Annotated in this window: 12 protein-coding genes; 4 read left to right on the top strand and 8 right to left on the bottom strand. The window is 57.2% G+C overall.

Going from position 1 to position 12,807, the window contains the following annotated elements:
* Window positions 1–216: 216 nt before the first annotated feature.
* Window positions 217–864: an EamA family transporter gene (locus tag ACFY9W_RS09345; RefSeq protein ID WP_391128799.1), complete on the bottom strand. Its 648-nt coding sequence runs from the start codon at window positions 862–864 to the stop codon at window positions 217–219.
* A gap of 334 nt (window positions 865–1,198) precedes the next feature.
* Between ACFY9W_RS09345 and ACFY9W_RS09340 the strand changes: the two genes are divergently transcribed.
* Entirely contained in the window at window positions 1,199–1,678 is a 480-nt protein-coding gene (locus ACFY9W_RS09340; RefSeq protein WP_391128796.1) for an Lrp/AsnC ligand binding domain-containing protein, read from the top strand.
* Window positions 1,679–1,740: 62 nt separating this feature from the next.
* Here ACFY9W_RS09340 and ACFY9W_RS09335 read toward each other — a convergent pair whose 3' ends face one another.
* From ACFY9W_RS09335 to ehuB, 5 genes are all read right to left on the bottom strand, one after another.
* Window positions 1,741–3,048 (bottom strand): D-amino acid dehydrogenase, encoded by a 1,308-nt coding sequence (locus tag ACFY9W_RS09335; protein ID WP_391128793.1) that lies wholly within the window; start codon window positions 3,046–3,048, stop codon window positions 1,741–1,743.
* Between the two features lie 79 nt (window positions 3,049–3,127).
* Window positions 3,128–3,886 (bottom strand): ectoine/hydroxyectoine ABC transporter ATP-binding protein EhuA, encoded by a 759-nt coding sequence (gene ehuA / locus ACFY9W_RS09330; protein WP_391129197.1) that lies wholly within the window; start codon window positions 3,884–3,886, stop codon window positions 3,128–3,130.
* 131 nt (window positions 3,887–4,017) lie between these two features.
* Window positions 4,018–4,677 (bottom strand): ectoine/hydroxyectoine ABC transporter permease subunit EhuD, encoded by a 660-nt coding sequence (gene ehuD, locus ACFY9W_RS09325; RefSeq protein ID WP_391128790.1) that lies wholly within the window; start codon window positions 4,675–4,677, stop codon window positions 4,018–4,020.
* Window positions 4,674–5,333 carry an ectoine/hydroxyectoine ABC transporter permease subunit EhuC gene (gene ehuC, locus ACFY9W_RS09320; RefSeq protein ID WP_391128787.1) on the bottom strand — a complete coding sequence of 220 codons (660 nt, stop codon included), beginning with the start codon at window positions 5,331–5,333 and terminating at the stop codon, window positions 4,674–4,676. Before ehuC ends, ehuD begins: the two co-directional genes overlap by 4 nt.
* 62 nt (window positions 5,334–5,395) lie before the next feature.
* Window positions 5,396–6,253 carry an ectoine/hydroxyectoine ABC transporter substrate-binding protein EhuB gene (gene ehuB, locus ACFY9W_RS09315; RefSeq protein ID WP_391128784.1) on the bottom strand — a complete coding sequence of 286 codons (858 nt, stop codon included), beginning with the start codon at window positions 6,251–6,253 and terminating at the stop codon, window positions 5,396–5,398.
* A 227-nt stretch (window positions 6,254–6,480) separates the two neighbouring features.
* Between ehuB and ACFY9W_RS09310 the strand changes: the two genes are divergently transcribed.
* The 3 genes from ACFY9W_RS09310 (at window position 6,481) to argE (ending at window position 10,676) form a co-directional block, all read left to right on the top strand.
* Window positions 6,481–7,863: an aminotransferase class I/II-fold pyridoxal phosphate-dependent enzyme gene (locus ACFY9W_RS09310; protein WP_391128781.1), complete on the top strand. Its 1,383-nt coding sequence runs from the start codon at window positions 6,481–6,483 to the stop codon at window positions 7,861–7,863.
* A gap of 340 nt (window positions 7,864–8,203) precedes the next feature.
* Entirely contained in the window at window positions 8,204–9,394 is a 1,191-nt protein-coding gene (gene doeA / locus ACFY9W_RS09305; protein ID WP_391128778.1) for an ectoine hydrolase DoeA, read from the top strand.
* A 103-nt stretch (window positions 9,395–9,497) separates the two neighbouring features.
* Window positions 9,498–10,676: an acetylornithine deacetylase gene (gene argE / locus ACFY9W_RS09300; protein WP_391128775.1), complete on the top strand. Its 1,179-nt coding sequence runs from the start codon at window positions 9,498–9,500 to the stop codon at window positions 10,674–10,676.
* Between the two features lie 141 nt (window positions 10,677–10,817).
* Here argE and ACFY9W_RS09295 read toward each other — a convergent pair whose 3' ends face one another.
* Together ACFY9W_RS09295 and ACFY9W_RS09290 are read right to left on the bottom strand one after the other, a co-directional pair.
* Entirely contained in the window at window positions 10,818–11,786 is a 969-nt protein-coding gene (locus tag ACFY9W_RS09295; RefSeq protein WP_391129194.1) for a methyl-accepting chemotaxis protein, read from the bottom strand.
* Window positions 11,787–12,160: 374 nt separating this feature from the next.
* Window positions 12,161–12,760 (bottom strand): PDC sensor domain-containing protein, encoded by a 600-nt coding sequence (locus ACFY9W_RS09290; protein ID WP_391128773.1) that lies wholly within the window; start codon window positions 12,758–12,760, stop codon window positions 12,161–12,163.
* Window positions 12,761–12,807 lie beyond the last annotated feature (47 nt).

Here is a 12,807-nt window from a genome sequence, read left to right as displayed (position 1 = left end):
TTAGGTCCGGTTCGAGGTGGCGTGGGGTTGCTCATCGAGGGCCGTAACCTTACCCAATCCGCAGCAGTGAATTTGGCTGAATCGTAGCGTATTTTTAGTTCAAACTCGGCCTGGAGTGTGGTGGAGCAAGAGGGGCTCTCGTTGCGTGCTTAGACGCCTGCCGGTACACCGAAATGCATCGCTGCACCGGCAATGGGCGCAATGATTAATAGTTTTTTAGAGAGGGCTTTGAGCACGGTGATCAAGGCGATGTTTGGTGGAAACCAACCCCGCCCCCGCACAAGCTATTGCGATGGTCATGATCCCTATGCACTGACTGGGGCTCAGTGTTTCGCCCAATACGCACCATCCAGCTATTGCAGCGACGGCGGGTGACGCACTCAGCAGGACGCCGAATACCTGAGCCGGGAGATGACGCATCGCGAACATGTCCAACAGAAATGGCGCCGTGCTGGAGAGCAGGGCAACCGCCAGGCCTGTCAGCAAAACGGAAGGCTCCAGCAGCTCCCCACCTGCGTGGCTGGCACCGAGCGGTACCGCGAACGCTGAAGCTATCAACATTCCGCTGGCCACCGCCTGCTTGCCATGCACGGCGACCCGTTTGCCTAGCACGACGTAGGAGCCCCATGTTACTGCAGCTGCCAGTGCGTAAGCCACGCCACGGATGTCCAGGCCCGCGCTGCCCGATGCCCATGGCAAGAGGACCAGGCCACAGGCCGACATAGCGACCCACAGCAAATCCAGCCTGCGACGCGATGCGAGGAGGGCTACGCCAAGAGGGCCGATAACTTCGATCGAGACTGCGATACCGACCGGTATGTAGAGGAAGGCGCGGTAGATTAGCAGGTTCATCAGGCCCAGCATGATCCCATATCCCATCATATGGACCACGTTGACGCTGCGCCAAATTGTCCACGGCCGTGTCAATAACAGTAAGATGAGCGCCGAGATGCCTAACCGAAGTGCGGCCACACCCTCTGGTCCGACTGCGGGAAACAAGGACTTACCGATGGCAGCACCCGACTGCACAGAGATTAGGCCAAGCACGGCAGCGATGATTGGGGCGTGGGGGGCGGGTGAAGTTGAGCGCACGATGATCTCCGATTGGGTGGCTGGAGAATTTTAAGTGCTCGTGTGTGCGGGAGATGCTTGAAATAAAGGCCTTGTCCGAACGAATTGCTTTTTTTGAGCCTGTGGAATGAAAGAATTTATCAAGCGACCACTCGACACCTTCGACCAGGCGATCCTGCGCATGTTGCAAGCTGACAACAAGCAGTCGCAGCGTGTTATTGCAGAGGCTATCGGATTGTCCACGCCCGCCGTGCAGCGGCGAATTACGCAAATGGAAATGACCGGCGTCATTCGTGCCAATACCGCGGTTATCGACGCGGTAAGCGTCGGCCAGGGGGTTTCAGCGATTGTCGAGTCCAGGTTGAGGGACGACAGTTCGCTGGTCATGGACCGTGCGAAGCGCTATTTCGCGGGGGTGAATGAGGTGCAGCAGTGCTACTTCGTCAGTGGCGGCGTGTCGTTTATCATTGTCATGCTTGCCCGTGATGTTGCCCATTTTGAAAAACTGGTGCGACAGCACTTTGCTGACAACCGGGATATTCAGACATACCGAACTTTGATCGTCTTGGACGCCGTGAAGGTGGGGCTCGCGGTACCTATCGGGTGATTGCTTCGAGAAGCGTCGAAAAGCGGGCTCGCTGCACTGATGCAGGTTGAGCCCGCTTCGCGTTAGGATGATGAACTGACCCTGGAGGGTTGTTTGGCATGCGCATCCGCCACGTTGGCGGTATAGCGTGAAAGATCGAAGCCGTTTGTGCGTATCGCTGACGCTTTGTTTGCCAGCAGGTCCGCCAGCAGTCGGCCCGAACCGCAAGACATGGTCCACCCCAAGGTACCGTGCCCGATGTTGATGAACAGGTTTTTGTACCGTGTGGCGCCAATGATGGGTGTGCCATCCGGTGTGGCAGGTCTGAGGCCAGTCCAGAATGTGGCGTGTTCCAAATCTCCGCCTCCGGCAAACAGATCGTTGGTAACCATTTCCAGGGTTTCCCGGCGCAACGGGTTCAGCGATAGGTCATGACCCATCAATTCAGCCATGCCACCGACACGAATGCGCTTGTCGAAGCGGGTAATGGCCACTTTGTATGTTTCGTCGAGAATGGTCGAGGTGGGCGCGCGCTCCGGCTCGATGATCGGGATGGTGAGCGAGTAACCTTTAAGCGGGTAGATAGGCGCCTGAATCCCTAGTGGCTTCAATAACTGCGGGCTATAGCTGCCCAGGGCCACGACGTACCTGTCAGCCGTCTCCAGCTTGCCATTGATGCGCACACCGGCAATGCTGTCACCTACGAATTCGATACCCTCGATCAACTGGTTGAACCGAAATTCGACGCCAAGGTTTTCCGCGAGCTTGGCAAGTTTGGTGGTGAACATCTGGCAGTCGCCAGTCTGGTCGTTGGGCAGGCGCAGGGCGCCGCTAAGTTTATCCTTGACATGCTCCAGTGCTGGCTCGGCGCGACCAATGCTGTTGCGGTCGAGCAGTTCGTAGGGCACTCCGGAGCGCTGCAGTACGGCGATATCCTTTGCCGCGTTATCGAACTGCGCTTGTGTACGGAACAGTTGCATGGTCCCTAGTTGGCGGGATTCGTAATCGATCCCGGTGTCGATGCGCAGTTCATCCAGGCAATCGCGGCTGTATTCGGAGAGGCGAACCATGCGTTCCTTGTTAACCGCGTACCGTGCGGCGGTGCAGTTCTTCACCATCTGCGCCATCCACAGGTACTGGTCAACATTGGTCGTGGGCTTGATAGCCAGAGGCGCGTGCCGCTCGAACAGCCATTTCATGGCCTTCAGTGGTACGCCTGGCGCCGCCCAGGGGGAAGCGTAGCCGGGGGATATCTGCCCGGCATTGGCATAGCTTGTCTCCAATGCCGGCCCTGGTTGCCGATCGATCACCGTGACTTCAAACCCTTCACGGGCCAGATAGTAAGCACTGACAGTGCCGATGACGCCGCTTCCTAGAATAAGTACTCGCATTGCATTTCTCCTGCAGCTTTAAAGCTTCACCCCTGGAACGCGCTGGCGTGGCCTTCGCGCCCAGGGTTCATCCGATGGATCAGTTGGCTTCGCGCACGGCACTCAGGAATGCGCGGGTGCGCTCCTGCTGAGGGTGGGTGAACAGCTCTTCCGGAGTACCCTGTTCGTGAATCCTGCCCTGGTGGAAGAAGCAGACACGATCGGCGAACTCGCGTGCGAAGCCCATCTGGTGAGTCACCATCAACATGGTCAGGTTGTGTTCTTCCCCCAGTTCGCGAATGACGTTGAGTACTTCGCCGCACAACTCGGGGTCGAGGGCAGAGGTCACTTCGTCGAACAGCATGACCTTTGGCCGCATGGCCAATGCGCGGGCCATTGCAACCCGCTGCTGTTGGCCACCGCTGAGCTGGGAAGGGTAGTTATCCATCTTGTTACCCAGACCGACTTTTTCCAGCAGGGTGGCGGCGCGCTCCCGTGCTTCGGCTTTGGGGATGGCCAGTACCTGCACCTGCGCTTCGATTACGTTCTGGAGCGCAGACATGTGCGGAAACAGGTTGAAGCTCTGGAACACCATGCCGATCTTGCCGCGCACTTTGCGAATGTGGGCGCTGCTGGGAGCAATACGCTCGCCCCGCTTGTTGAGCATGTAGTTGAGCGGGTCTCCTTCGATGATGATCTCGCCCTCGTCAATGGTTTCGAGGGTCATCAACGCACGCAGCAAGGTCGACTTGCCTGAGCCGCTCGGCCCGATGATCGCTACTTTCTCGGCCGGCTTGACCGCCAGGTTGAGGTCATTCAGAACGGTAATATTGCCGTAGCGTTTGGTCACATTGCGCATCTCGACGATGGCTGTGGCTGGCGTGATGACTGGTACACCACGCAGTTGCTCGCTCTGTGTCATGGCGCCGTTGCTCTTGAGGGCTGCTGAAAAATCCGACTGCTGGGAAGTCGAGCGGGAAAGATTCATTGTCATTTTTGGCTCTCCAGACGGGATTCAACGTTACGAACGCCCACCGCGAGTACGATGGAAATGATCAGGAAAAATGCGCCGACCATGGTGATGGGTTCCAGAAAGCGGAAGCTTTCAGAGCCCAGGTTCTTGGCTTTGAGCATGATTTCCACAACAGTGATTGCAGAGAGCACCGGCGTTTCCTTGAGCATCGCGATGAGGTAATTGCCCATCGGTGGAAGGATCGGTTTGAGGGCCTGCGGAATGATGATCCGGCGGTAGGCTGCCGATGCCTTCATGTTAAGGGCGGTTACCGCTTCCCATTGCCCCCTGGGTACGCTTTCCAGGCCTCCCCGGTAAACCTCTGCCAGGTAACAGGCGTAGTGGAGGCCGAGACCGATCAGGCCTGCCTGCATTGCAGAAAGGTTGATCGAGAACGTCGGGAACACGTAGAAGATGAAGTAGATCTGGATGAGCAGCGGCGTGCTGCGCATGAACTCGATGAACAAACTGGCCGACCACGACAGCGTTTTGATGTGGCTGCGCCTTGCCAGCGCGAGAAACAAGCCCACCACGACAGCGATGCCAAATGCGATCACCGTGATCTGCAATGTTTTCACCGAGGCCAACAACAGGTCCGGAAGTATCTCCCAGGCATAATCCCAATCGAATATTTTCATCTAAGGCTCCCCCCCATACGACCCAGTTGTACACGCCTCTCGACCTTGCGCATTGTCAGGCTGATGCACTGGGCCATGATGAAGTAGAGCAGTAGCGTCAACGCGTAAACTTTCACCGTCTCGAAAGTGTACTGGTCGAGTTGTTTGGCGCGGAAGGACAAGTCGGCCAAGGTGATCAATGAAAGCAACGAGGTATTTTTAAGCAACTCAATCAGCAAGTTAGTACCCGGTGGAATTGCCGCGACCATGGCTTGGGGCAAGATGATTCTGCGAAATTGTGAAAAGCGCCCGAAGTTCAATGCCGTGCAGGCTTCATATTGCCCTTTGGGAATTGCCTTGAATGCCCCTCGCATGATCTCTGCGCCATACGCACCTATATGCAAGCCCATACCAAGTACGGCGACTTGATACGGAGTCAATTCGATATTGAATGGCGGCAGGGGTAATACGAAGAACAGCCAGAATAATTGCACCAGCAGCGATGACCCTCTGAACACTTCCACGTAGCAGATGCTGAACCAACGAATCGGCTGCCATGTGGCGCGGCGCCCGAGTTCTGCAAGGATTGCGGCCGGAATGGCCAGTAAGGTGCTCAATACCGTGATCTGGATAGTTATCCAGGCTCCCTGCATGAGCAGTGGCATAAGTTCGCCCATAGCGCTTCTCCAGGACTGCGGAAAGCCACCACAAAGAGGAGTGGCCTCCCGGGTTCAAGACGTCAGGTTCTGCTGCACACTTCGGCGGCGGTCTTGTCTGGAATATTGGTTTCATCGAAACCGAATTGGCTCACGGTTTTGCGATGTTCTTCACTGCCTAGCCACTTTTTCAGTTCGGCATTGACAGCGTCACGTAAGGCCGTGTCATCGGGTCGGAAGGCAAGGGCGCCATAGTTGATATGGTCTGGGCTGTCTTGGAAATCCTGGACTGCTTCGACTTTATCACCGCCTTTGGCTGCAATACCCTTGACCGTCAGCCGGGTACTGACGGCTGCGTCGGCGCGGCCAGCCAGAATCGCCTGCAACTGAGCTGTGGCATCTGGCACCTGGAGGATCTGATCGTCATTGATCCCGGCATCACGGGCGTACTTGGTGTAGACCGATCCTGCGAGCATGGCCAGTTTGGCGTCTGGGTTTTTCGCCACGTCTGCATAGCTGCGCAGATTTTTCGGATTGCCCGGTGCCACAAGGAAAGTGTCGGTGATCTTGGACAGCGGATCGCTGAAAATTACCTGCTTGCAGCGTGCCGGAGTGATGTACATCCCTGCTGCAATGACGTCGAAACGCTTGGCTGTGAGCCCCGGAATGAGCGCCCCCCATTCCGTCAGTACGCCAGTGGCCTCTTGGACACCGAGCCGTTTGAAGATCGCCTTGGCGATTTCTGGCGATTCTCCAGTCACCACTCCATCCGGGGTGGCAAAGGCGAAGGGGGCCTCGCTGGCGTAGCCCACTCTGACTGAGCCCTTCTCGGTCAGCGATTCGAGAGTTGTTGCATGGGACGTCAAGGGTGTTGCAGCAACCAGGAACGCGGTGAGGACTGCTGCAGTGATACCGTTTTTTCTTGTATTTGTACTACTCATCGCATAACTCCTTTTGTGATCCGTATACGGCATAGGAGGCAGTATTTGAGTGTCGGTAAGTGTCGACCTGCGCTGGGTCGACGATCTAAAAAGCCGTACCAGAGGCATCGGCGGCGTTGTCCGGACGCAATTTGAGAATACCCAAACGATTAGAAATCAGTAATGCTCTAGGGCATTAGCCGTTTGTCGACGGCAACTAACCATAAAAAGAACGGTGAGGTGAGTTCATGCTGGAAGAGTGGCGGGCAGCGTTGCAGCATGCAGAGGAGGGTGAGTCGAAGTACAAGACCTTGGTGAGAACCATCGCCGAGGATATCGAGCAAGGCCGGTTGGCGGAGCTGCAACGCCTGCCGTCTCAACGCCAGGTAGCACACGCCTTGGGCATCAGCGGCCAGACCGTTACCAACGCTTACCAGGAACTGGAGCGCCTGGGGTTGCTGCGCTGCGAAGTCGGGCGCGGCAGTCATGTCTCCAAGCGCGTGACGAAACACATCACCACCTACATTCTCGATGAAGACCAGCCCGCGATTGCCGACCTTTCGACGGCAACGTTGATGCGCACAACCGAGCATGAGCGTTGTTGGCGGGCGCTGTGCGAGCGAATGAGTCAGGAGCAGGAGCAGCCCTGGCTACGTGCCTCCCGCCCCATCGCCGGAGCCCAGTCGCATCGAGAAATTGCCAGTGCCTGGATAGGCAGTCATGGTCTGAAAGTAGAGCCGGGCCGAGTGATGATCACCAATGGCGCGACACATGCGTTGCACATCGCACTGACCTCAATTACGGGCCATGGTGACCTGGTCGTCTGCGAGAACCTGACCGATCACGGGATCATCGGCAGTGCGCAGGTTGTGGGGTTCAGCCTGAAAGGGCTCGACACTGACGCATACGGCATCAAGCCCGAGGACTTCGATGATTTGTGCTGTAATGACCGCGTCACGGCGCTGGTTTGCACGCCTAACCTCAACAACCCGACCAGCAGCATCATGCCTGACGCGCGGCGCCGCGAGATTGCCGAGATCGCGGGCAATCATGGTGTTTTTATCATCGAGGACGATGTCTACGGCCCATTGCTGGGTGCCGGCAGCTACGTACCCATCAGTCAGTATTTGCCGGACCTTTCGTTCTACTGTACCAGCCTGACCAAATCCGTGATGACCTCGCTTCGCGTTGGATTCCTGGTTCCCCCCAAGCGAGCTGCAGCCAGGGCTGAAACGGTATTGCGGCTAACCAGCTGGATGACCAACCCGATCATGTCGGAAGTGGCAGCCCGCTGGTTACGTGACGGTACGGCCGAGGTGCTGACCCAGGTGCAACGTGAATTGATCGAGACGCGTCAGGCGCTAGTCAGTGCCTACCTCAAGGAATACATCCTGGCTCAGCACCCTCGTGCATTGATCACATGGCTTCGAGTGCCTCCGTACTGGGGGATGCAGGCCTTGGTGAGCCGATTACGCGAACTCGGTATTGCAGTCACTTCCTCCGAACCGTTTACCGTACCGGGCGGTAAGCCGCCGCAGGCGATCCGAATTTCCATTGGTGCCGAGTACGACGACGAGCTGATGAAGCGGACGCTCGAGCTGATCTCGGGCACGTTTGCATCGGTTGCCTGAGCCCTGTGACAAAGCAAATTCAGCATCGGTTATTCGGCGCCTGACCTAATCAGGTGCAGCGTTTCCGGTGTTGCATCTTTATTGTGCGCACTCAATAAACTGCGCTTGTAAAAAATGTTCTAGGGCAATGAGGGGCAATTAAACGCTCGGTAAGCTGAGCCCGTAACCAGAAATCAAATTCGTGCTGTTGAAGTACAGTCTTGCTACCGCAGGGTGGGAGGGCGTGAGTTTAAACGACCTGCGGCATTTTGTTGTAAGTCAGCAGCCGGCGTGTGAGTGTTGTGCCTGTTTTTACGTTTCTTGAGGTAACGTGATTTCCATATAAGAAAGGAGATGCGCAATGCCAGATTCAGTGATCAATTTGCCGTTTTCATTAAAGGAATATGATGAGCGCCTGACCAAAGTCAGGACTTCCATGCAGAAAAAAGGTATTGAGCTGCTGATTGTGACTGATCCTTCCAACATGGCCTGGTTGACCGGGTATGATGGTTGGTCGTTCTATACCCATCAATGCGTGCTGGTAGCACTTGATGGCGAGCCGGTCTGGTATGGTCGGGTTCAGGACTCAAACGGCGCCAAGCGCACGGTGTACTTGCAACTCGACAACATCATTCCTTATCCGGATATCTACGTTCAGACCCCTGAGCGCCATCCGATGGACTACCTGTGCAAGGAAGTCATCATCCCGCGCGGTTGGGCGAGCCTGCGCATCGGCGTGGAAATGGATAACTACTACTTCAGCGCCGCCGCTTACCAGTCGTTGATCAAGCACTTGCCCAATGCCACCTTCAGTGATGCCGAAGGGCTGGTTAACTGGCAGCGCGCCGTCAAGTCGCCGCAGGAAATCGTGTACATGCGCCGCGCCGCGCGCATTGTCGAGAACATGCACAACCGCATTTTGGAGGTCGTCGAACCGGGTATCCGCAAGAACGATCTGGTGGCCGAGATTTACCACACAGCCATCGCTGGTACGCCAGAGCACGGCGGAGATTATCCCGCCATCGTGCCCATGCTGCCGACCGGACCTGATGCCAGTGCTGCTCACCTTACCTGGGACGATACGCGCTTCGAGCGAGGGGCGGGCACTTTCTTCGAGATCGCCGGTTGCCACCGCCGGTATCACTGCCCGATGTCACGCACGATCTATCTAGGCAAGCCGCCGAAGCACTTCCTCGAAGCCGAGCAGGCCGTGGTTGAAGGTATTCATGCCGGCCTGGAAGCTGCTCGCCCAGGCAACACCACCGGGGATATCGCCCGGGCATTCTTCAAGGTGCTGGAAAAATTCGGCATCCACAAGGACTCGCGTTGCGGCTACCCAATCGGTATCAGTTATCCGCCGGATTGGGGCGAGCGCACCATGAGCTTGCGTCCGACCGATACCAGTGTGCTCCAGCCCGGCATGACGTTCCACTTCATGCCTGGATTGTGGATGGACGACTGGGGCCTGGAGATCACCGAAAGCATCCTGATCACCGAAACCGGGGTAGAAACCCTGGCCAACGTACCGCGCAAACTCTTCGTCAAAGACTGATGACCGCAGCGTCGTGGCCTCCGTGCTTTTCATTGCGGAGGCTTTGGCGATGCTTCCTAACCGTGGTTCCCGAAGGGAACAGTATCCTCTGCAGGTTATACCCATGAATCAGATGGCTTCCCACCCGATCTCCCTCGACTGGATCGAGCGCCTGGTTTCGATCGACACCGTCAGCCGCAACTCAAACCTGGGGTTGATCGAGCTGGTGCGCGACGAACTGGCCAAGCTCGGGGTGCAGTCCGTGCTCACTCACCACTCGACTGGCAGATGGGCCAACCTGTTTGCCACCATCCCCAGCGTAACCGGCCAGACTACCGGCGGAGTCGTGCTGTCCGGCCATACCGATGTGGTGCCGGTAGACGGCCAGGACTGGGCGACCGACCCGTTCAAGCCGGTAATCATCGACGGCAAGATGTATGGCCGCGGCACCTGCGACATGAAGGGCTTCATCGGCGCATCGCTGGCCCTTGTGCCGCAGATGCAGGCTGCGCAGTTGCAAAAGCCGATTCACTTGGCGCTTTCTTTTGACGAGGAGGTGACCTGCCTGGGGGCGCCGATCATGATTGAGGAACTGATGCGCCGCGGTGTAAACCCTGATGGCTGTATCGTCGGCGAGCCGACTGGCATGCGCCCGATCGTTGCCCATAAAGGCATCAATGCCTATGAATGTTGTGTTCACGGCCATGCGGCGCATTCATCGTTGACGCCTCATGGCTTGAATGCCATCGAGTACGCCGCACGGCTGATCTGTTACATCCGTGACATGGCCGATGAATTCAAGCAGCAAGGGCCGTTCGATCAGCTCTATGACGTGCCATTCACCACAGCTCAGGCCAGCACCATTGTGGGTGGCAATGCGATGAATACGGTACCGGCGCTGTGCAAGTTCCAGTTCGAATTCCGCAACCTGCCGACCATGAACCCGAAGCCGATCTTTGAGCGCATCCAGCGCTATGCCAACGAAGTGCTTTTGCCGCAGATGCAGAAAGAACATGCCAGTGGCGCCATCGACTTCACCCTTATCTCCGATGCACCGGGTCTGGACGCGTCGGAGCAGGCTGCGATCACTCAACTGGTGCGAGCACTGACCGGTGATGACGAAAAGCGCAAGGTGGCTTACGGCACCGAGGCCGGACAGTTCCAGGAGGCGGGTATTCCGAGTGTCATCTGTGGACCAGGCGATATTATGCAGGCGCACAAAGCCAACGAGTTCGTGACCCTGGAACAGATTGGCCAGTGTGAGGCCTTTATCAAGAAGGTCATTCGGAGCCTTGAGCAGTAGGAGGGGCGTTCAGGTCGGCTGCAAAGGCTGCTCATGCATTGTATTCGAGCCCTGTTGATGCGGGCTCGGGCTGGCAGCGCAGGAGCGGCCTTTTACCTAGGCAGGCTGCAAAGCACCCTGGGTTTCTCGGGCGCAGTGTCCTCAAGTCTTGAAGCGAACGGCCAGCTCATTCAGATGGTTGGACAGTCCTTGCAAGCGCCCGGCATCCTGTTTGGCTGCATGCGATAGCCCCTCGACCAGTTGCGCATCAGCGTGAATCTGCGCCACGTGCCTGTTCATGTCCTCGGCCCCGGCGTGCTGTTCTTCGGCGGCAGTGGCGATATGGGTACTCTGCTCGCGTATCTGCTCGACCGAGGTGCGAATACGCTCAAAGCTGAGCCTGGCTTGTTCGATATGCCCTACGCTGCTCGACGAGATGCTCATGCTGTTTTGAATCTGCCGCGTCACTTGGTCGGTCTTTACCGTGAGGCCGGCGAGCAGTTGGCCAATTTCTCCTGTGGCGTCAGATGAGCGCTTGGCCAGTGCTCGCACTTCATCGGCGACGACAGTAAAGCCGCGTCCTTGCGCACCGGCCCTGGCGGCTTCGATGGCGGCATTGAGTGCCAGCAAGTTGGTCTGATCGGCAATAGAGCGGATGGTCTCAACGATAACGTTTATCTGCGAGCTGTGAACCTGTAGCGCCGCCACCGCTTCACCTGACAGGGACAGGTTTTCGCTCAGGCGAGCGATGCTTGCCGTTGCGTCGTTCATTCGCAGGCTGCCGTCGCAAACCTGGGTGTGGCCGTTGTCAACGTGGTTCGCCGCTTCACCGCACGCTCGCGCTACTTCGTTGGCAGTTGCTACCATTTCGTTGAAGGCCGTGGACACCATTTCTACTGCTTGGCGTTGCCTGGCTGCGGCGTCGCTCATGTCGCTGGCTACCTTCAAACTGTTGGCTGACGTGTGTTGAAGCTCACCTGATGTCGTGACCATGCGGCTTACCATCCCGTGGATGGTTCCGAGAAACTGGTTGAACCATCCTGCCAGCAAGGCGGTTTCGTTATGGCCGGTAATAATGAGGCTGCGTGTCAAGTCTCCTTCACCTTGGGCGATATCCTCTAACCCGGCCATCACCGCCTTGACTGGCCGTAGAATCAGCCCTGCGAAAACGCCGCCAAGTAGCGCAAACAGGATCGCCATGACGACTGTGAACAGCCCGATCTGCCAGCTAAGGGAAGAGGCCTTCGCCATGACCTCGCTTTTTTCTACCACGCCAATCTTGCGCCAGCCCAGGCGCTGCGATTTCCAGATATTGGCCATGTAGCTCTTGCCGTCGATGTCGACCGTGGTCATGCCGGTATCGAGATCCGCCAGAGCAGCGAATCCGCGCCCCAAGCTTGCGAGAGGCTTGAAGTTGTGCGATGCATCACGCGCATCGACCAGTATCTTCCCCGTGTCTTCCACCAAGATCAGGTATCCGCTTTCTCCAATGCGGATTTGCTTGATCAGGTCGGTGAGTTGCTCAAGGAAACATAAAGGCCTAATACGCCGATAGGCTTGCCTTGCGGGTCGTCAACGGTGCGCACGGTGGCCACCAGTGCCACGTCGTCCGGTGCCCAGTAGTAGGCTTCGCTGCGTTGGGTTTGTCCCGGAACACCCATCCCCAGCGCGTACCAGGGGCGTTGGCGAGGGTCAAAGCTGTTCAGGTTCTTGTCGTCAGGCCAGATCGCGTAGCCACCATCCTGAAGCCCAAGCGAGAGATAAGCGGTGTCGGGGTGTGTGCTGGCATAGCGGGCAAATATCGCTTGAAGCGTCTTGGTGTTTTCGGTCAAGGGCAACTGGGCTGCATCGCCACTGCTGTAGTTTTTCAGTGAGTGGCTGCTCATTACCTGCGGATGCCCTGCGAGGTAGGCCACGTCGCGGTCGATGCCATTGAAAAACAGTGAGATGACATTGTCCACCTGGCGGATCTCGCGGGTGGTGTTTTCCTGAAAGTCGGCCTGTGCCTGCCCTCGCAGGTTCCAGATCACTGCTGCTGTGCCGAGCAACAGGGGCGCGCTGGCAACGGCAGCGAATGAAATGGTCAGTGTTTTCTTGATGCTCACGGATGCCTCGTTCGCGTGTGAGTGGTGGTTGTACGAGGCTGCGATAC

It is taken from the genome of Pseudomonas sp. NPDC008258, assembly GCF_042956345.1.
Lineage (GTDB): Bacteria > Pseudomonadota > Gammaproteobacteria > Pseudomonadales > Pseudomonadaceae > Aquipseudomonas.
The sequence above is the reverse complement of the archived record's forward strand: the minus strand, read 5'-3'. Positions and strand labels throughout refer to the sequence as shown.

Bases quoted from the DNA above. Each gene is read 5' to 3' on its own strand.
- ACFY9W_RS09345 (WP_391128799.1), bottom strand. From the start codon at position 864: ATGCTGGGCCTGATGAACCTGCTAATCTACCGCGCCTTCCTCTACATA.
- ehuB (WP_391128784.1), bottom strand. From the start codon at position 6,253: ATGAGTAGTACAAATACAAGAAAAAACGGTATCACTGCAGCAGTCCTC.
- argE (WP_391128775.1), top strand. From the start codon at position 9,498: ATGAATCAGATGGCTTCCCACCCGATCTCCCTCGACTGGATCGAGCGC.
- ehuD (WP_391128790.1), bottom strand. From the start codon at position 4,677: ATGAAAATATTCGATTGGGATTATGCCTGGGAGATACTTCCGGACCTG.
- doeA (WP_391128778.1), top strand. From the start codon at position 8,204: ATGCCAGATTCAGTGATCAATTTGCCGTTTTCATTAAAGGAATATGAT.
- ACFY9W_RS09310 (WP_391128781.1), top strand. From the start codon at position 6,481: ATGCTGGAAGAGTGGCGGGCAGCGTTGCAGCATGCAGAGGAGGGTGAG.
- ACFY9W_RS09335 (WP_391128793.1), bottom strand. From the start codon at position 3,048: ATGCGAGTACTTATTCTAGGAAGCGGCGTCATCGGCACTGTCAGTGCT.
- ehuA (WP_391129197.1), bottom strand. From the start codon at position 3,886: ATGCGCAATGTGACCAAACGCTACGGCAATATTACCGTTCTGAATGAC.
- ACFY9W_RS09340 (WP_391128796.1), top strand. From the start codon at position 1,199: ATGAAAGAATTTATCAAGCGACCACTCGACACCTTCGACCAGGCGATC.
- ACFY9W_RS09295 (WP_391129194.1), bottom strand. From the start codon at position 11,786: ATGGCCGGGTTAGAGGATATCGCCCAAGGTGAAGGAGACTTGACACGC.
- ehuC (WP_391128787.1), bottom strand. From the start codon at position 5,333: ATGGGCGAACTTATGCCACTGCTCATGCAGGGAGCCTGGATAACTATC.